The organism is Synechococcus sp. LTW-R (assembly GCF_014217875.1).
Lineage (GTDB): Bacteria > Cyanobacteriota > Cyanobacteriia > PCC-6307 > Cyanobiaceae > Vulcanococcus.
The window spans coordinates 1,879,732-1,896,102 of the sequence record NZ_CP059060.1; the positions used below are offsets into that span (position 1 = coordinate 1,879,732).

Annotated in this window: 20 protein-coding genes and 1 tRNA gene; 9 read left to right on the plus strand and 12 right to left on the minus strand. The window is 64.2% G+C overall.

Going from position 1 to position 16,371, the window contains the following annotated elements; all coding sequences use genetic code 11:
- Nucleotides 1–105 precede the first annotated feature (105 nt).
- Nucleotides 106–1,680: a DEAD/DEAH box helicase gene (locus H0O22_RS10455; RefSeq protein WP_185186593.1), complete on the plus strand. Its 1,575-nt coding sequence runs from the start codon at nt 106–108 to the stop codon at nt 1,678–1,680.
- On the opposite strand, the gene H0O22_RS10460 is transcribed toward H0O22_RS10455, so the two are convergent.
- From H0O22_RS10460 to H0O22_RS10470, 3 genes are all read right to left on the minus strand, one after another.
- Nucleotides 1,607–2,047, minus strand: a complete 441-nt coding sequence (locus H0O22_RS10460; protein ID WP_185186594.1) for a hypothetical protein — start codon at nt 2,045–2,047, stop codon at nt 1,607–1,609. The genes H0O22_RS10455 and H0O22_RS10460 overlap by 74 nt on opposite strands.
- A gap of 5 nt (nt 2,048–2,052) precedes the next feature.
- Entirely contained in the window at nt 2,053–2,514 is a 462-nt protein-coding gene (locus H0O22_RS10465; RefSeq protein WP_185186595.1) for a DUF6554 family protein, read from the minus strand.
- Between the two features lie 72 nt (nt 2,515–2,586).
- Nucleotides 2,587–3,111, minus strand: a complete 525-nt coding sequence (locus tag H0O22_RS10470) for an AbrB family transcriptional regulator (RefSeq protein ID WP_185186596.1) — start codon at nt 3,109–3,111, stop codon at nt 2,587–2,589.
- Between the two features lie 96 nt (nt 3,112–3,207).
- On the opposite strand from H0O22_RS10470, the gene H0O22_RS10475 reads away from it, so the two are divergent.
- Entirely contained in the window at nt 3,208–3,498 is a 291-nt protein-coding gene (locus H0O22_RS10475; RefSeq protein WP_185186597.1) for a hypothetical protein, read from the plus strand.
- A gap of 38 nt (nt 3,499–3,536) precedes the next feature.
- Nucleotides 3,537–3,755 (plus strand): hypothetical protein, encoded by a 219-nt coding sequence (locus H0O22_RS10480; RefSeq protein WP_185186598.1) that lies wholly within the window; start codon nt 3,537–3,539, stop codon nt 3,753–3,755.
- Between the two features lie 336 nt (nt 3,756–4,091).
- On the opposite strand, the gene H0O22_RS10485 is transcribed toward H0O22_RS10480, so the two are convergent.
- Nucleotides 4,092–4,163: transfer RNA gene (locus H0O22_RS10485), tRNA-Gly, on the minus strand.
- A gap of 97 nt (nt 4,164–4,260) precedes the next feature.
- On the minus strand, nt 4,261–5,412 hold the full coding sequence (locus H0O22_RS10490; RefSeq protein WP_185186599.1) for an alanine--glyoxylate aminotransferase family protein: 1,152 nt from the start codon (nt 5,410–5,412) through the stop codon (nt 4,261–4,263).
- A gap of 97 nt (nt 5,413–5,509) precedes the next feature.
- Between H0O22_RS10490 and cbiD the strand changes: the two genes are divergently transcribed.
- From cbiD to mrdA, 5 genes are all read left to right on the plus strand, one after another.
- On the plus strand, nt 5,510–6,628 hold the full coding sequence (gene cbiD, locus H0O22_RS10495) for a cobalt-precorrin-5B (C(1))-methyltransferase CbiD (RefSeq protein WP_185186600.1): 1,119 nt from the start codon (nt 5,510–5,512) through the stop codon (nt 6,626–6,628).
- 46 nt (nt 6,629–6,674) lie between these two features.
- The gene (gene guaA / locus H0O22_RS10500) at nt 6,675–8,270 is read left to right on the plus strand and encodes a glutamine-hydrolyzing GMP synthase (protein ID WP_185186601.1); all 1,596 of its coding nucleotides are present in this window, start codon (nt 6,675–6,677) and stop codon (nt 8,268–8,270) included.
- Between the two features lie 69 nt (nt 8,271–8,339).
- Nucleotides 8,340–8,951: a hypothetical protein gene (locus H0O22_RS10505; protein WP_185186602.1), complete on the plus strand. Its 612-nt coding sequence runs from the start codon at nt 8,340–8,342 to the stop codon at nt 8,949–8,951.
- A gap of 54 nt (nt 8,952–9,005) precedes the next feature.
- Nucleotides 9,006–9,365, plus strand: coding sequence for a hypothetical protein (locus tag H0O22_RS10510; RefSeq protein ID WP_185186603.1), 360 nt, complete (start codon nt 9,006–9,008; stop codon nt 9,363–9,365).
- 4 nt (nt 9,366–9,369) lie between these two features.
- On the plus strand, nt 9,370–11,163 hold the full coding sequence (gene mrdA, locus H0O22_RS10515; RefSeq protein WP_185186604.1) for a penicillin-binding protein 2: 1,794 nt from the start codon (nt 9,370–9,372) through the stop codon (nt 11,161–11,163).
- Here mrdA and H0O22_RS10520 read toward each other — a convergent pair.
- The 4 genes from H0O22_RS10520 to H0O22_RS10535 form a co-directional block, all read right to left on the minus strand.
- On the minus strand, nt 11,160–12,305 hold the full coding sequence (locus tag H0O22_RS10520) for a glycosyltransferase family 1 protein (RefSeq protein WP_185186605.1): 1,146 nt from the start codon (nt 12,303–12,305) through the stop codon (nt 11,160–11,162). The genes mrdA and H0O22_RS10520 overlap by 4 nt on opposite strands.
- Nucleotides 12,306–12,310: 5 nt before the next feature.
- Nucleotides 12,311–13,504, minus strand: coding sequence for an NAD-dependent epimerase/dehydratase family protein (locus H0O22_RS10525; RefSeq protein WP_185186606.1), 1,194 nt, complete (start codon nt 13,502–13,504; stop codon nt 12,311–12,313).
- A gap of 56 nt (nt 13,505–13,560) precedes the next feature.
- The gene (gene psb34 / locus H0O22_RS10530; RefSeq protein ID WP_185186607.1) at nt 13,561–13,728 is read right to left on the minus strand and encodes a photosystem II assembly protein Psb34; all 168 of its coding nucleotides are present in this window, start codon (nt 13,726–13,728) and stop codon (nt 13,561–13,563) included.
- Nucleotides 13,729–13,797: 69 nt separating this feature from the next.
- Nucleotides 13,798–14,544, minus strand: a complete 747-nt coding sequence (locus H0O22_RS10535) for a thiazole synthase (RefSeq protein WP_255439581.1) — start codon at nt 14,542–14,544, stop codon at nt 13,798–13,800.
- Nucleotides 14,545–14,677: 133 nt separating this feature from the next.
- Between H0O22_RS10535 and H0O22_RS10540 the strand changes: the two genes are divergently transcribed.
- Nucleotides 14,678–15,205, plus strand: coding sequence for a hypothetical protein (locus H0O22_RS10540; RefSeq protein WP_255439289.1), 528 nt, complete (start codon nt 14,678–14,680; stop codon nt 15,203–15,205).
- 1 nt (nt 15,206) lies between these two features.
- Here the strand turns inward: H0O22_RS10540 and H0O22_RS10545 are convergent, their stop codons facing one another.
- From H0O22_RS10545 to rpmI, 3 genes are read right to left on the minus strand one after another with little or no spacing between them, the layout of a single operon-like run.
- Entirely contained in the window at nt 15,207–15,728 is a 522-nt protein-coding gene (locus tag H0O22_RS10545; RefSeq protein ID WP_185186608.1) for a tetratricopeptide repeat protein, read from the minus strand.
- Nucleotides 15,729–15,768: 40 nt separating this feature from the next.
- Entirely contained in the window at nt 15,769–16,116 is a 348-nt protein-coding gene (gene rplT / locus H0O22_RS10550; RefSeq protein WP_185186609.1) for a 50S ribosomal protein L20, read from the minus strand.
- Nucleotides 16,117–16,161: 45 nt separating this feature from the next.
- Entirely contained in the window at nt 16,162–16,359 is a 198-nt protein-coding gene (gene rpmI, locus H0O22_RS10555) for a 50S ribosomal protein L35 (RefSeq protein ID WP_185186610.1), read from the minus strand.
- Between the last annotated feature and the right edge of the window lie 12 nt (nt 16,360–16,371).

Below are 16,371 nucleotides of genomic sequence, written 5' to 3' on the forward strand. Positions count from 1 at the left end.
CATTTTGCAAGGCTTATTGCAAGTGTTGCGCCGGCTCTGCGCTTCGCTAAATTATGAGTTGCTGCCCCAGCTGCGACGGCCCAGCAACGCACCGCGCGCTGTCTGATGAGGCTAGGAGCATCGGGCTCCATTGAGTTGATGCTGCCGTTTGATGCGGTGACCCAGGCCCAGCTGCGGGCGGTTCGTCCGCGCGGGTACTGGCGCTCAAGACAAGGCTGTTGGGAATTTCCCCTGGAAGCGGCTCTGGTGTTGCGTCAGCACTTCGGCCAGCGGTTTGCGATGGAGGAGCCGCTGCCCCAGTGGTGCCGCTGGCTGGAGCAGCCGCTGCCCCCGTTGCCCCCCCACCGTGAGCTGATTGCGATCGCTGGACTGGGGGATCCCCTGCCGGATGGACGCGCGCTCTTCGCGCATCAGCGCGCCGCGGTGCGTTGGCTGTTGGCCCGGCGCGGAGCCGTGCTGGCGGATGCCATGGGGCTCGGGAAAACCTTGACCGCCTTGGTTGCCGCACGCGCGATGGTTCGGGCGGCGGATTGCCATGTCGTGGTCATTGCCCCAACGGGCCTGCATCGCCATTGGCGGCAGGAGGCGGCGGCCTTGCAGCTGCAGATCACCTTGCTCAGTTGGGCGGCGTTGCCAGACGATTTGCCTGAGGCGGGCACGGTCTTGATTGCTGATGAGGCCCACTACGCCCAGAACCTGAACGCTGCGCGAACCCAGGCCTTTCTGCGCTTGGCACGCCATCCGCGGCTACGGGTCGCCTGGCTCTTGAGTGGGACGCCGATGAAGAACGGCCGACCGGCCCAGTTGTTTCCTCTGCTGGCCGCCATTGGGCATCCGCTGGCGAAGGATCAACGGGCCTTTGAGGAGCGCTACTGCCTCGGCCATTGGCATGAACGCTCAGGGACACGGCAGTGGAGTGCCACCGGGGCGACCCATCTGCCCGAGCTGCAGCGCTTGGTGCGGCCCCTGCTGTTGCATCGGCGCAAGCAGGATTGCCTCGATCTCCCCCCCAAACGGCGGCAGATGCTGCCCGTCACCCTGAGCGAAGCGGAGGGACAAGGCTTCCAGCACCGCCTGCAGCTCAAGGTCGAGGACTATCGCCGTCGTGCGGCGGCGGGTCTGGTGCGCCGTGATGCGGAGGCCTTGGCCGTGCTGACCGCCCTGCGGCAGATCGGCGCGGAATACAAGCTCCCTGCTGCTGCAGACCTTGTGGCGCAGTTGCAGGCCGAGGGGCAAGCAGTTGTGGTCTTCACCGCCTTTGTGGCGGCGGCCCAATTGCTGCAGCAGCGCCTAGGCGGTGCCCTGCTGACCGGACGTCTGGCGGCGGCCGAGCGGCAAAGCGTGGTGGATCGGTTTCAGGCGGGGGAGGAGCAGCTCTTGATCAGCACCTACGGCGTGGGGGGCCTCGGTTTCACCTTGCATCGCGCCAGGCATGTGGTCCTTCTGGAGCGGCCATGGACCCCCGGGGATGCCGAGCAGGCGGAGGACCGCTGTCACCGCATCGGCATGCAGGGCACCCTTGAGTGCCATTGGCTGCAACTCGGGGTGGCTGATCAGTTGGTGGACTGCCTGATCGCCGACAAGGAGGAGCGGATTGCCCTGTTGCTTAGTCGCGGTCAGGCCCAGTTGGATCGCCAGCCGTTGCCGCGGATGGTGCAGCAGCTGCTCGATCAGTGGTGAGGCGGAGGCAGTTGCGTCTGCGCAGGTCGATTTCATCGCGCATCAGCGCGTCGACCGGGTGCCTACCTTGCTTGACCAGGGCGGCGGCCTTCAGGCTGTCCCGGCAGGCCTCCAGAGGCTTTCCGGCCAACTTAAGCAGCAGGGCCCGTTCGTTGCGCGGTTGCGGATGCTCGGGAAAAGCCTCGACCACGGCGTCGCAGTGCTTCAGCAGGGCGGGCAGACGATCGAGATTGACGCCGCGCAGGCAGTCGTCGACCCGGGTCTGGCTTTCGCCAGGTTCCGGTGGAGCACTGCAGCTGCTAAGGGCGATCCAAAGCAAACCCGCCCCAAGGGATGGCGGTAGCCAAGGGCGGGTGCGGGTTGCCATCGGCCTCAGTAGGCGTAGCGGTTCACGTTGCCGCCACCGGTGTTGCTGGTGCCACTGGTGATCCCCGTGCTGGTGCCGGTGCGGTTGGTGCTGTCGGGATGGGTGGACTGGCTCTTCTCCTCAGTCGTATCGACAGCTTTCACGTAGAGGTCGCCGAGGTAGCGGCCGCAGTCGTTGTACTTGCCAGGATCGGCCACGACGGCTTCCGTGATCATCACGGCCGCGTGCTCAGGGGAGGTCTTGAACACGGACGCGCTCTGCCGCTTGATCACGGCGTAGGCAGCTTTCCAGCTCACCTCATGGTTGTTGCCGCTGCTGCGCATGAAGCAATAAATCTGGGCGCCCTTAGCGCCGGTTTCGTTGCCAGCCAGGGCAGCGCTCGGCAGTGCGGACCAGCCCAGGGCAGCAAGCGGAAGGGCTGCAGCCAGCCGAAGCAGCCGGCCGTTGCGGGACAGGGGGAAGCGCATGCCGAAGCAGGAGAAAGGCATTGGGTGTCCCACCGTATCGATCGTTGCCCTCAGGATCCAGGGGTCGATCAATCAGCTGGCAGGGGGTGGAATGTCCCCGTGGCCCAGCAGCAGCCGCACCGCTAGAGGAAGCACCAACAGCACGGTGATCAGACGGACGGCGTGGAGGGCGGCGACGGCGGCGCCAACGCCAAATTCCGCACCCACCAGGCTCATCCCACTGATGCCCCCTGGTGCTGCCCCGAGGAGGGCGATCAAGGGGTCCATCCCCAGCAGCCGGCTGCACCAGAGCCCCACCACCAGGCCCGTCATGACCAGGGTGAGGGTGATCAAGAGGGCGGGCCGCCAGAGCTGTCTCAACTCGCTGAAGGCCGTCGCGGTCAAGCTGGTGCCGATCACCGTGCCGATGCCGATTTCGAGGGCTGTTCGCGTCCCCAGGGGCCAATCGGCGGCTTCGAGCTTGCCGCTCATGCTGACGAGCCCCGCTCCAAGGAGCGCGCCAGCGAGGGGTGCCGCAGGGATCCCCGTGCGCAGGGCGAGCAAGCCGCCACCGATGCCCGCGAGGAGGTAGGCCAGCAGGTGGAGGCTGGACGGCATGGCTGGGCTGCCAGGGGGTGACCTCAGTCTGCTTGCCGGCTTGGGCTTGAGAACTGCCCACAGCTGTGGTGTCATCGGGCCAGTTGAACCGTGGGCATGGCTGGCGAATCGGTCTCGTTTCGCATCACTCGCACCACCGAGGACCTGGCTCAAACCGTTGCCGCCCTCTCGCAGCGATTGGTGAAGCTCGAACAGCGCCTCAATGCGATGGAGCTACAGCTCGATCAGGTCTCCGTTGGTGAGACGCCCGATCCCGAGGAGCTGAGCCGTCTCGACCATGTGGAGACGCTGTTGGCGGACTGCCGCAGCCTGCTGGAGGACGGTGCAACCGAGGAGGAGGTCCCCGCGTCGCTGAATCCTCACGAGGATGACCTCATGGCTGCATGACCCCTTGCGCTGGGGCCACAATGGAAAGAAAGCGAACCATGGCCTTCTCCAATAGCCATCGCTCTGTTCCCGTTGCCCCTGCCGCTTCGGGTACGCCTGCCTGCAGCAGCCGGTCGTTCGCCGAGGGCGGCCACCAACTTGAGAAACTCGAGTTTGCCCTCGCCGTGGCCATTACCCGCGGGGATGCCTCAAGGGTGATGCAACTGCGTGATCAAATCGCAGCCCTGGGGGGCAATCGCGAGGAGCCCGGTACCTAGTCGACGCTCGCTCTCGAGCGTTCGTTGTGTCAGAGCTGCCCCATTCTTTGGGGCTTGCTCAACGTGGCGACTAATATTTATCCAAGTAAGAGCAAATAAATGCAAGCGAGCCAGCAGGCGCCCGTAGCTGAGCGACGAGACGATTTGATGCGTGAGGCTGCGGCGTTTTCTGCTGCGGCTGAGCAGGCCGCTTCGAGCGGCGAGATTGAACAGTCGGCCCGTGAGATTCTGCGCTCCCTGGATTGTGAGCGTCGGGCCGGAAGTGTTGGCCCCCAAGTGATGCAGTTGATCAAGCCTCGAAGCTGAAGCCTCGGCTGGCGTAGCGATCAGAAAAGAAGCGGATGACCGGGCTCGAACCGGCGACGTTCAGCTTGGGAAGCTGACATTCTACCACTGAATTACATCCGCAAGTTGATAGATAGCGTCCCAAATCAGGGCGGTTTTCTATCTGAAAGAAGCGTAGCAAGGGAGCCCCGTTCACGGAGATCCCTTGTGGTCGGCTGCTTCAGCTGGCCAGGGCGGCGGCGCAAGCGGCGACACCGGCACCTGGGGTGCCTTTGTGCAGGCCAAGCTCCTGGAGGGTGGCTTCGATGGCGGCGACGGCGGTCAGCACGTCGCGATCACAGACGAAGCCCAGGTGGCCGATGCGGAAGACCTTGCCCTTGAGGTGGTCTTGGCCGCCGGCCAGGAGGATGTCAAAGCGATCCTTGACCTTCTTGCGCAGGCTCTCAGCATCGATCCCGTCGGGAGCCACGGCGGTGATGGCCGGGCTGCCGCAGCCTTCGGCCGCATAGAGGGGCAGGCCAATGGCCTTCATGCCCGCTTGGGCGGCGGCCCGATGGCGGGCGTGGCGGGAAAAGATCCCCTCGAGGCCCTCGGCCTGCATCATCTCCAGCGCTGATTCGAGTGCGAAGTAGAGATTGATGGCGGGGGTGAAGGGGTTGCTGTTGGCCTGGGCCGATTTCCGGTACTTGCCGAGATCCAGGTAAAACTTCGGCAGATCCGAGCGGCCGTAGGCCTCCCAGGCCTTGTCGCTCATGGCCACGAAGGCCAGGCCCGGGGGCATCATGTAGCCCTTCTGGGAGCCGGATCCGATGATGTCGATTCCCCAGGCATCCATCGGTACATTGCAGGCCCCGAGGCTGGTGACGCAGTCGGCGATGGTCAGGGCCGTGCCGTGGGCCTTCACGTGCTTGGCGATGGTCTCCAGGTCGTTGATGACCCCGGTGGAGGTTTCCGAGTGGGTCAAGATCACGGCCTTGATGGCCTTGCTGGAGTCCGCCTCCAGGGCGGTGCGGAACGCTTCTGGATCCAGGGGGGAGCCCCACTCGGCCTTAATCACCTCCACCTCCAGGCCATAGGCCTGGGCCACCTTCACCCAGCGCTCGCCAAACTTGCCGTTATCGCCGCAGAGGACCTTGTCCCCTTTGCTCAGCACGTTGATGATTCCGGCTTCCATGGCGGCGGTGCCGCTGCCGGTGATCACCAGCACGTCATTGGTGGTCTGATGCAGCCACTTCAGTTGGGCGGTGGTGCGCTCGACGATCTTTTGGAAGTCCGCGCTGCGGTGGCCAATGGGGTGACGCCCCATCGACTGCAGGACGCTTTCCGGCACCGGTGTGGGGCCGGGGATCATCAGAGTCAGCTTGTCCTGCATGGTGGTTGCCGAGGCGTGGGCGGAAGGCGATCGCTGCCCGTTGGATCGACAGCGCAATCGACCAACATAAAAAACGGACCTCACCCTTCCTTGCTCCATGGCTGAGTGCGGCTACACCCTGCCGGTGTGGGTGGCGGCCGCAGCCGTGGCGGCCGTTCGGGAGCTGCGGGGGCTGCCGTTCGAAGACCAGGTTCAACTGCTCCTCGAGCCCGCTGCGGGCCGTTCAGCGACGGCGATTCCGGTCCAGGCGGCTGCGCGCTTGAGCCCAGAGCGGGCCTTGGCCACCAGTTGCTGTGACCCTGGGGAGGTGTTGGATCTCACCCGAGGTCTGCAGGTTTGGGTGGAAGCCAGCTGGACTAAGCCGGACCCCCAGGGGGATTGGTTGCAGGTGCTGCCCGGGGCTGGTGTGGGGGTCCATGCGGCTTCCGGGGAGGCGTGCCTCTCGGCCTATGCCCGGCAGCTGCTGGAGACCAACCTGCTGCCATTGCTGCTGGGCGGGCGGGGTCTGCGGCTGACGATCACCCTGCCGGAGGGGCGCCAACGGGCAGAGCGCACCAGCAACGCCGCCTTTGGCGTGGTGGATGGCTTGGCCCTCATTGGCACGCAGGCCTTGGTGCAGCGCAGTGCCGCCCCCGATCAACTGGCCCAGGCCCGTGAGGAGTTGGAGCGCCGCAGCCAGGAGCCGCGTTGGCGCGGCGATCTGGTGTTGGTCTTGGGGGAAAACGGTCTGGATCTCGCTCCGCAGCAGGGGCTCCCGCCGGCGCTGTTGTTGAAGGCGGGCAACTGGATTGGACCGTTGCTGGTGGCCGCGGCTGAGCTGGGGGTGAAGCGTCTGCTCTTGTTCGGCTACCAGGGCAAGTTGATCAAGCTGGCTGGAGGCATCTTTCACACCCACCACCATCTGGCGGATGGCCGCCTGGAGATCCTTGCGGCCCAGGCCGTTCACCACGGATGTTCGCTGGAGCAGATCCGATTGTTGCTAGAAGCCGCCAGCGTGGACCAGGCCTTGTCGGCCCTGGCGGCGGACGACGCCGGCCTGGCGACGGGCCTGCAGCAGCGCTTGGCTGCCGTAATTGAGCAGCGCGCCCGCGATTACCTGGCGAAGCATCACCACAACCCTGCGCTGCAGCTGGGTGCGGTGCTGTTTGACCGCAGCCGGAGCATCTGCGCCAGTGGCCCTGTCGGGGCCGAGCTTTTGGAGGGCTTTCGGGCCTGAGATCTAGGGTGATCTGAATGCCTGGGCCACAGCTGCTGGTCGCTCCATGTCAGACGTGACTCCAACCTCGATCGGTGAAACCAATCGCCATCCGGCGATTGTGATTCTTGATTTTGGTTCTCAATATTCCGAGCTGATCGCCCGTCGGGTGAGGGAAACCGAGGTGTATTCCCTGGTGATGGGGTACTCCACCAGCGCGGCTGAATTAAAGGCGCTGAATCCCAAGGGAATCATCCTCAGTGGGGGGCCCAGTTCGGTCTATGCGGACCATGCCCCGAAGTGCGATCCCGAGATTTGGGATCTGGGGATTCCGGTGCTGGGTGTCTGCTACGGCATGCAGCTGATGGTTCAACAGCTGGGTGGCTCTGTGGTGGCCGCGGGCCGCGCTGAGTACGGCAAGGCGCCCCTCTTTGTCGACGACCCCACCGACCTGCTCACGAACGTCGACGAGGGCTCGACGATGTGGATGAGCCATGGCGACTCAGTCGAGCGACTGCCCGAGGGTTTTGTCCGCTTGGCCCACACCGACAACACGCCTGAGGCGGCGGTTGCCGACCACCAGCGCCGTCTGTATGGCGTTCAGTTCCACCCGGAGGTGGTGCATTCCGAGTGCGGAATGGCCCTGATCCGCAACTTCGTCTATCACGTCTCCGGTTGTCTTCCGGATTGGACCACGGCGGCCTTTATCGATGAGGCGGTTGCCGATGTACGCCGTCAGGTCGGGGATAAGCGCGTCCTGCTCGCCCTCTCCGGTGGTGTCGACTCCTCCACCCTCGCCTTCCTGTTGCACAAGGCGATCGGTGATCAGTTGACCTGCATGTTCATCGACCAGGGCTTCATGCGGAAGGGTGAGCCCGAGTTCCTGATGGACTTCTTCGACAAGAAGTTCCACATCCGGGTCGAATACATCAATGCCCGGGAGCGCTTCATCAACAAACTCGCGGGCGTCACCGACCCCGAGGAAAAGCGCAAACTGATTGGCACCGAATTCATTCGGGTCTTCGAAGAAGAGAGCAAGCGCCTTGGCCCCTTCGATTACCTGGCCCAGGGCACGCTCTATCCGGATGTGATCGAGAGCGCTGGCACCAACGTCGATCCCAAGACGGGTGAACGGGTGGCCGTGAAGATCAAGAGCCACCACAACGTGGGCGGCTTGCCCAAGGACCTCCAGTTCAAGTTGGTGGAGCCCCTGCGGCGTCTGTTTAAGGACGAGGTCCGCAAGGTGGGCCGCACCCTGGGACTTCCCGAGGAGATCGTCGGCCGCCATCCCTTCCCCGGTCCTGGCCTGGCGATTCGCATCCTGGGTGAGGTGACCGACGACAGGCTCGACATTCTTAGGGATGCCGATCTGGTGGTGCGCGAGGAAATCAAGGCCGCGGGTCTGTATCACGACATCTGGCAGGCTTTCGCGGTGCTGCTACCGGTCCGCAGTGTTGGCGTGATGGGTGATAACCGCACCTATGCCTTCCCCATTGTTCTGCGCTGTGTCTCCTCGGAAGACGGCATGACGGCCGATTGGTCCCGTCTCCCCTACGACCTGCTGGAGAAGATCTCCAACCGGATCGTCAATGAGGTCAAAGGCGTTAACCGGGTCGTGCTCGACATCACCAGCAAGCCCCCCGGCACGATCGAGTGGGAATAATTCCCGCGCTCTGAACCATGGCCTTGGCCGGGTGACTCCGTTACCCTCGGGACCCCCGGCCCAGGAGCCTTGACCGCCGCCCCTCAGCAGGACATCCAGCTGCAGCGCCGCCTTCAGCAGGACAGCATTCAGCTGGCAGGGAAGGTGGTGTACCTCAATCCCTTCCTCTATTGGCGTCGTTTTGACGCCAATACCGACCGTTGGTTGAGGGAGCCTGGCCAACTGGCGGAAGATCAGATCACGACCAACCGGGTGCGCTTCTATCCCGAGTTGGATTGGGAGCTCCTCAGCGAGAACGACCGAGCCGTCAAGGACGGTGCCGTTGAGATGTTCCTGAAGAGCCTCGAGCTGATCAGCACCTTTAACCCTGAGCTCACCCCCGGCCAGCTGCTGGAGGTCGAGCGGAAGATGGCCGTCACCAAGAAAAAAGCCTTTGAGCGCTGGGTCTCCAAGTCCCTGAAGCGTCGCTTTCAGCAGCAGGCCAGCGAGCGTCGCCGCTTCGATCGGGAACGCTTGGTCCGTGATTGGAGCGAGTGGATGGTGCTGCCGGTCACCCGCCAGGCCCTACTGCCCCTCTCCGCCCTGATGGTGATCGCGGTGGGCACGGGTTGGTGGCTGGGGTCCCAGCAGTTCTGCCGTCAGCAGATCGTCCAGCCCGCCATTTCGCGCAGCGCGCTCTAGGTCAGCCAGATCGCTGATCAGGCGCCAGACTGAGCGCACTCATTGCCTCGCTTCATGGGCTCCGACCCCCTCGACAGCCTGCGCTTGACCCTGATGCAGGACGTCCTTCCCGTGGGGATGGCGGTCGTGGAGCGGGCAAAACGCGGCGGGGCCCGCGATGTGGCGGACGCCTTCTCGAAAGGTCCCGATGGCCTGAGCGCGCTTCGGGAGGAAGGGGAGGACGCCGCCCGTCAGGTCCGTGAGCGGCTCGATCAGATTCAGCCTGGCCTGGGCAACCCGGTGATGAAGGTGCAGGTGAGCGATGTGCCGGTTGAACCGGCCCTGGATGCCGGGGAAGAGGAGTTGCAGCTGGCCTTAGCCCGGATCTCTGAGCGGTTGATGTTGCTCGAGCAACGGCTCACAGAAGGGAGCTGAACCCTTGGCCATCGCCTCCAATCCCCATCGCAGTGCCGGTCTCCAGCGGCAGCCGGCGATCCTCTTGGGGTTGGTGCTCCTCTTCGCGTCGGCGATGGTGCTGCGCCTCGGTTGGTTGCAGCTTCTGCACGGCAGTGAGAACCGTGAGCGGGCCGACGAGAACCGCATCCGTTTGCTGGCCCGGAATCCCGTGCGCGGGCGGATCCTGGATCGCCATGGCCAGGTCCTGGTCTCCAGTCGTCTGATCTACAGCCTCTATCTGCAACCCAAGGATCTTCCGCAGGGGACCTGGCCCGCCTTGCGGGATCGGCTCAGCGGCCTGTTGAACATCCCCCAGAAACAACTGGAGCAGCGCAAGCGTCGGGGGCCCGGCAAGCAGGAATACCGGATTGAGCTGGCCAGTGAACTGACGCCAGAGCAGGTGCTGCGCTTCCGCGAGCAGGCCGGCGACCTCAGGGGGGCACAGGTTGATCTGGACGTGGTGCGCAGCTATCCCCATGGCTCGCTTGGGGCCCACACCTTGGGCTACACCCAGCCGATCACCGAGCAGGAATACAAGGTTCTGGCGAAGCGGGGCTACAAGATTCGCGACCGCATCGGCCGCATCGGAGTGGAGGCCGCCTACGAGAAACACCTGCGCGGCACCTGGGGCGGCCAGATGGTCGAGGTCAACGCCATGGGTGAGATTCAGCGCGTCCTCGGCGATCGACCGTCCAAGGCCGGCAAAGATCTGGTGGTCACCTTGGACCTGCCGCTGCAGCGGGCAGCTGAGGCCGCCCTCAAGGGCAAGCCGGGGGGCGCCATCGTCGCCCTCAATCCCAGAACGGGGGCGATCCTGGCGCTCGCCAGTCGCCCCACGTTCGATCCCAACTTCTTCTCGAAGACCGTCACCACCCAGCGGGAGTACGACGCCCTATTTGCGTCGCCCTCGAAACCGCTCTTCAGCCGGGCCATGAATGCCTACGACCCCGGCAGCACCTGGAAGCCGGTGACCGCCTTCGCTGGGATGGCCTCCGGCAAGTTCCCGCCCAGCACCAAGTTGATGACCCGCGCTTGCATCACCTATGGCGGGCATTGCTTCCCGGACCACAACGGCGCCGGGTTTGGCTTGATCGGCTACGAGGACGCCCTTCGCTTTTCGAGCAACACCTTCTATTACCAAATTGGCGTTGGGGTGGGCTCGATGCCGCTCTATGACGCCGCCGTGAAGTTGGGCTTCACGAAGCCCACCGGTATCGAGATCGGCTACGAGGAAAGCACCGGTCTGGTGGGCAACGAACAGTGGGCCGCGAAGGGGCGGACCTGGGGAAAGCCCGGCACCACCCCCTGGATCCCCGAGGACATGGCGAGCATGTCCATCGGTCAGTCCGTGGTTCAGGTCACCCCCCTGCAGCTGGCTCGGGCCTATGCCGTCTTTGCCAATGGCGGCTATCTGATCACCCCGCATCTTGTTGATCGCGGTCTGGACTGGACGGCGCCTCCGCGGCGCACCAAGGTGGACATCAAGCCTTCCACGCTGGCCACAATCAACCTTGGTTTGCGCAAGGTGGTCCAAGAGGGCACCGGCTATGCCATGAACCAAGCGGCGGAGTTGCCTCCCGTCGCGGGCAAAACGGGCACGGCCGAGGACAGCACGGGAGGACCGGACCACGCCTGGTTTGCCTGCTTTGCCCCCTATCCGAATGGGGAGATCGTCGTGGTTGCCTTCGCCCAGAACACCCCGGGGGGTGGTTCAGTGCACGCGCTGCCGATGGCCCGTCAGGTGCTGCAGGTTTGGGCTCAACAACGCAGCCGCTAGACCAGGCTCTGGGCTGGGGCTTGCAGCACTTGCCGGTAGAAGCCGCGCAGTTGCTCGGTCGCTCCTGCCCAGCCCCAACGCTCGGCTTCCTCTCGGGCATTCCGGCGCAGTTGCTCGCGCTCTCCGGGATCGCCGAGTAGCCGTTGGGTAGCCGCGGTCAGGCTTCCGGCACCGCCATCGGCTCCATCGGGTTCATAGAGACAGCCGTTGACCCCATCGCTGACGATGTCGGGGATGCCGCCCCGGTTGGCGCCCACCACCGGGCAGCCCGCCGCCATGGCCTCGAGCAGGACCAAGCCCAGGGTCTCGGTGCTGCTGGGGAAGAGGAAGGCATCGGCGCTGGCATAGGCACTGGCGAGCTCCTCGCCGGCCAGGTACCCCACGAAATTCGTCGCACTGCCGGCGAACAGGGTCTCGAGCTGTTGGCGGTAGGGGCCATCGCCCACCAGCGCCAAGCGGGCATCGGGCATGGCGTCCAGCACCGGGCGGATGCGCTCGATCTGTTTTTCGGCGGAGAGGCGACCGATGTAGAGCAGCAGCTTGCCGGTGTCGCTCTGACCCGCCAACAGCCGCTCGCGCATGGCCTGGCTGCGGAGCTCCGGGCGGAACAGGTCCGTGTCGACGCCCCGCTGCCAAAGATCGGTGTGTTGGATTCCCTTCTCGCTCAGCTCGGCCACCATCGCCGTGGAGGTGCAGAGGTTCAGCTGCGCCTGGTTGTGGGCCATCTTCAGCAGTTCCCACAGCACCGGCTCAAGCATCCCGAGGCCGTAGTGCTCCAAGTACTTGGGCAGGTGGGTGTGATAGCTGGCTACCAGGGGATAGCCCTTGGTCTTCGCCAACCAGATCCCCCCCAAGCCCAGGACGGCGGGGTTGACCACGTGCACCAAGTCAGGGCCAAAGACCTCGAGTGCGTCGGAGACCGACGGGCGCGGGAGCGCCAGCTTGAGTTCCGGATAGAGGGGCAGGGGCATGGCCGGAACGCCCACCACCTGTGCGCCCATGTAGCTCTCGGGTGCCCCCTCGGGGCAGAAAATCATCACCTCATCACCGGCCGCCACCAGGTGCTGCACCGTTTTGGTGAGTCGGGTGACGATCCCATCAACCTTCGGCAGGAAGGTCTCGGTGAAGAGGGCGATTTTCAAGGCAATCAGGCCGCCTTAATGGCTTGCTCCTGGGTTTTGGTCCAGGCCGAGGTGCAGAGGATGCGGTTGCGGTCGCAGCGGTCCGCGTAGCGGGTGGCGATCTCCACCACTTCCTTCAGCAGACCGTCATCGAGGGTGGTGGGGTTGAGGCCCAGCTCGATGAAGCAGCGGTTGTCGACGATCAGATCGTTCTCCACCGCCTCGTTGCGAGGGTTGGGGAGGTTGTTGACCTGGGCACCGGTCAGGGCGGCGACCTTCTTGGCCAGTTCTCCCACCTGATGGCTCTCGGTCATCTGGTTGAAGATCTTGACCCGCTCGCCCTTGGTGGGGGGGTTCTCCAGGGCCAGCTGGACGCACTTCACCGAGTCACGGATGTGGATGAAGGCGCGGGTTTGGCCGCCCGTGCCGTGCACGGTCAGGGGGTAGCCGATGGCCGCTTGCATCAGGAAGCGGTTCAGAACCGTGCCGTAGTCGCCGTCGTAGTCGAAGCGGTTCGTCAGGCGAGGGTCACGGTCGGTGGCATCGGTGTTGGTGCCCCAGACGATGCCCTGATGCAGGTCGGTGATGCGGACCTGGTCGTTCTTGTTGTAGTAGAGGAAGAGGAGCTGATCCAGCGTCTTGGTCATGTGATAGACGCTGCCCGGGCTCGCCGGGTGGAGGATCTCCTCTTCGAAACGGCTGCCGTCGGGCTGGGGAACCTCAACCTTGAGGTAACCCTCGGGGATCGTGGCGCCTCGGTGGGAGCCATAGCCGTACACGCCCATGGTGCCAAGGTGCACCACGTGGCAATCCAGGCCGCTCTCGACGATGGCCGCCAACAGGTTGTGGGTGCCGTTGACGTTGTTGTCGACGGTGTAGCGCTTGGTGGCGCTGCTCTTCATCGAGTAGGGGGCGGCCCGCTGCTCGGCAAAGTGCACGACCGAGTCAGGGCGCTCAGCGACCAGCAGGTCAACTAACCGCTGATATTCGTGGGCGATGTCCATGTGCACGAAGCGCATGGGCTTGCCGCCGATTTCTTCCCAGGCCTTCAGGCGCTCGCCAATGCTGGAGATGGGAGTCAGGGACTCCACCTCTAAATCAATATCAATCTTGCGGCGGCTCAGGTTGTCGACGATGACCACCTCGTGGCCCTGGTCGGCCAGGTTCACGGCACACGGCCAGCCACAGAAGCCGTCACCGCCGAGAACGAAAACCTTCACCGCTGGACTCCTGCTGAACGAGCACTTGCTCCGTCAGGGCAAGCTACTACAGGGATTCAGCTGATTCCTACCGTAACGGCCATCATCAGGACCACCAGCAGCGCGCCGCCGATTAGGAGCACTTTGCTGTTGGCGCCACGGGCTTCTCCGGCCTCGATCACCTCCATCCGGGGTTCTTTGGCAAAGGCATTCAGCCGGCCGCCGTCCTCTTCTGTGACCTGCATCGCCGTGGCACGTGGTTCAGGCGACAGTAAGGACGAAGTGGCGGATTGAATCGTCGCTGTGCGGAAGCTTTATGTGCCGACGCGTCCGCCCGTCGGGGAACTGGGGCTGGCTTCGCCACGCACGGGGAGACGGCCGGCGTGGAAGGCGGTGCGTCCGGCTTCACAGGCCATGGCCATCGCCCGCGCCATGGCCGCTGGATTCCCTGCCAGGGCGATGGCGCTGTTGATGAGCAGTGCATCGGCACCCATCTCCATGGCCTGGGCGGCTTCGCTGGGGACCCCCAAGCCCGCATCCACAACCACGGGAACGGAGGCGTTCTCAATGATTAGAGCGATGTTGGCCGCATTGCGGATCCCTTGCCCAGAGCCGATGGGGGAGCCCAGGGGCATCACGGTGGCGCAGCCGGCTTCCTCAAGGCGCTTGGCCAGAAGAGGATCGGCATTGATGTAAGGCAGCACGGTGAAGCCTTCTTTCACCAGCTGTTCTGCCGCTTCCAAGGTTCCGATCGGATCGGGCAGGAGGTGCTTCGAATCCGGGATCACCTCGAGTTTCACGAAGGTGTTGTCCTCCTGACCCGCCAATTTCGCCAGTTCGCGCCCCAGCCGGGCGACACGGATGGCTTCTTCTGCTGTGGCGCAGCCAGCGGTGTTGGGCAGCATCCAGATGCGGCTCCAATCCACGGCTTCCATCAGGCCTTCATGGCCTGCGGCCTGGGACTGCACCCGCCGAACCGCCACGGTCACGATCTCGCAGGCACTGGATTCCAGGCTGGCCTGCATCGCTTCCAGGCTGGGATATTTGCCCGTGCCCGTCATCAAGCGGCTGCGGAAGCGTCGACCGCCGATGATCAGGTCGTCAGCGTGCAGCGGCTCTGCAGACAAGGGGATCCGATCAGCTGTGCTGAGACCGTACTGCGCAGCCCTGTCGTTTTCAGCCTTGATCTTTAACGTGGGGCCACTTGATGGCGCCACCGTGATTCCGTTGCTGTTGGCTGCGCTTCCGCTGTCCACCGAGCCTGTCGCTCCCAGCCAGAGCACCCCGCTGCAGGAAAACTTCGGCATGGCGGCCACCGTGCGCCAATTCGATCCCTTGGCGCGTGCGCAGCAACTGGTGCAGGACCTGCCTCGGTCTTGGTCCGGGAGCTACACCCCCTTTGGTCCCGGTGAAGCGGCCAATGTCCGACTGACCCTCTCGTCTCTCAAGGCCCTTGGCCAGATGGTGGATGTACGGGGGGAGATCACCCTCGGATCCACCACGATTCCCGTGCAGGGCAACTTGAACGCCGCCTCCGACCAACTGGATTTGCTGCTGCTGGGCGATTACCCCGGCTCTGATCTTCAGAGCGGCGGCTACTTCAATGGCCTTCAGGGTTTCACGCTGGTTGGCTGGTCGGCTCCTCGACTGACCAACCCCGGTGGACAGCTGGTGATGACTCCCGACACCACCGCAGCTCCGGCGATTCGCGGTTTTTGGTGACCTAGGCGGCGGTGCGTTCCAGACGCTTGAGCCGTCGCTTGGCCGTCTTGTTGGAAGCATCGAGTTCCAGGACCTTCGCGTAGGTCTCCATGGCTTCGTCGCTTTTCTGCTGTTTCTCCAGCGCAAACGCCAGGTTGTTGAGGGCGACGGGGTAGTCCGACTTCGCCCGCAGGGCAGCGCGGTAGTGCTTGATGGCGCCGTTGTAGTTGCTTTGGGCCGCAAGGGCGAAGCCCAGGGCGTTCTCGATTAAGGCCTGGGCCTCGCTTGGCTCACCGCTGGCGCGTTTGGCGGCCAACTTCAAATTTTCAGTGGCCTGGCCATAGAGGCGCTTCCGCAGCTGGACGGAGGCCAGTTCGTAGAGATCGCCGGCACTCTTCTCGCTTCCCTTCGCTTGGGCTTCGAGTCGCGCGAGGGCGGATTCGTCGCGGCGGACCCGCAGGATCTGACGGGCAACCAGGACCGAGGCGGTGCCTAGCAACAACAAAAGCCCGACTAGGTAGGCCTGTGGGAGTGAAACATCCATGGACCGACCGGGTTGGGCTTAGTTGTGATTGAAGGGGCGATCAGCTCTTGGCGGCGCCCACGACAGTGGCGAAGCTGGTGGGATCCAGCACAGCCAGCTGGGCCAGCATCTTGCGGTTCAGCTGCACGTCAGCCTTCTTGAGGCCACCGATCAGACGGCTGTAGCTCACGCCGTTCAGGCGAGCAGCGGCGTTGATACGGGCGATCCAGAGACGACGGAAGTCGCGCTTACGGCGGCGACGGTCGCGGTAGGCGTTGCAGAGCGCCTTCATCACCCGCTGATTGGCGGTCCGGAACAGGGTGCCGTTGCCACCGCGGAAGCCACGCGCCAGGCGAAGGATCTTGTTGCGGCGTTTGCGGGCGACGTTGCCCCTCTTAACGCGGGCCATGAATGGTTCTCAGTAAGTGTTGAAACAGCTAGGGAAGTGAAGCGATCAGCTGTAGGGGAGCATCGCCTTCACATTGTCCGCGTCGCGCTCGTCGACCACGGCCATGGTGCCGAGGAAGCGCTTGCGCTTAGGGCTCTTGTGATCGAGCAGGTGGTTGCGGAAAGCGTGGCGGCGCATGAACTTCCCGCTGCCGGTCGCTTTGAACCGCTTGGCGGCTGCTTTGCGGGTCTTGAGCTTCGGCATTGTCTACGCGCT

Excerpts from the sequence above, each read along its gene's own strand:
- H0O22_RS10460 (WP_185186594.1), bottom strand. The coding sequence starts at position 2,047 with ATGGCAACCCGCACCCGCCCTTGGCTACCGCCATCCCTTGGGGCGGGT.
- H0O22_RS10475 (WP_185186597.1), top strand. The coding sequence starts at position 3,208 with ATGGCTGGCGAATCGGTCTCGTTTCGCATCACTCGCACCACCGAGGAC.
- H0O22_RS10480 (WP_185186598.1), top strand. The coding sequence starts at position 3,537 with ATGGCCTTCTCCAATAGCCATCGCTCTGTTCCCGTTGCCCCTGCCGCT.
- H0O22_RS10490 (WP_185186599.1), bottom strand. The coding sequence starts at position 5,412 with ATGCAGGACAAGCTGACTCTGATGATCCCCGGCCCCACACCGGTGCCG.
- cbiD (WP_185186600.1), top strand. The coding sequence starts at position 5,510 with ATGGCTGAGTGCGGCTACACCCTGCCGGTGTGGGTGGCGGCCGCAGCC.
- guaA (WP_185186601.1), top strand. The coding sequence starts at position 6,675 with ATGTCAGACGTGACTCCAACCTCGATCGGTGAAACCAATCGCCATCCG.
- H0O22_RS10470 (WP_185186596.1), bottom strand. The coding sequence starts at position 3,111 with ATGCCGTCCAGCCTCCACCTGCTGGCCTACCTCCTCGCGGGCATCGGT.
- H0O22_RS10455 (WP_185186593.1), top strand. The coding sequence starts at position 106 with ATGAGGCTAGGAGCATCGGGCTCCATTGAGTTGATGCTGCCGTTTGAT.
- H0O22_RS10465 (WP_185186595.1), bottom strand. The coding sequence starts at position 2,514 with ATGCGCTTCCCCCTGTCCCGCAACGGCCGGCTGCTTCGGCTGGCTGCA.
- H0O22_RS10545 (WP_185186608.1), bottom strand. The coding sequence starts at position 15,728 with ATGGATGTTTCACTCCCACAGGCCTACCTAGTCGGGCTTTTGTTGTTG.
- psb34 (WP_185186607.1), bottom strand. The coding sequence starts at position 13,728 with ATGCAGGTCACAGAAGAGGACGGCGGCCGGCTGAATGCCTTTGCCAAA.
- rplT (WP_185186609.1), bottom strand. The coding sequence starts at position 16,116 with ATGGCCCGCGTTAAGAGGGGCAACGTCGCCCGCAAACGCCGCAACAAG.
- H0O22_RS10510 (WP_185186603.1), top strand. The coding sequence starts at position 9,006 with ATGGGCTCCGACCCCCTCGACAGCCTGCGCTTGACCCTGATGCAGGAC.
- rpmI (WP_185186610.1), bottom strand. The coding sequence starts at position 16,359 with ATGCCGAAGCTCAAGACCCGCAAAGCAGCCGCCAAGCGGTTCAAAGCG.
- H0O22_RS10535 (WP_255439581.1), bottom strand. The coding sequence starts at position 14,544 with ATGACGGGCACGGGCAAATATCCCAGCCTGGAAGCGATGCAGGCCAGC.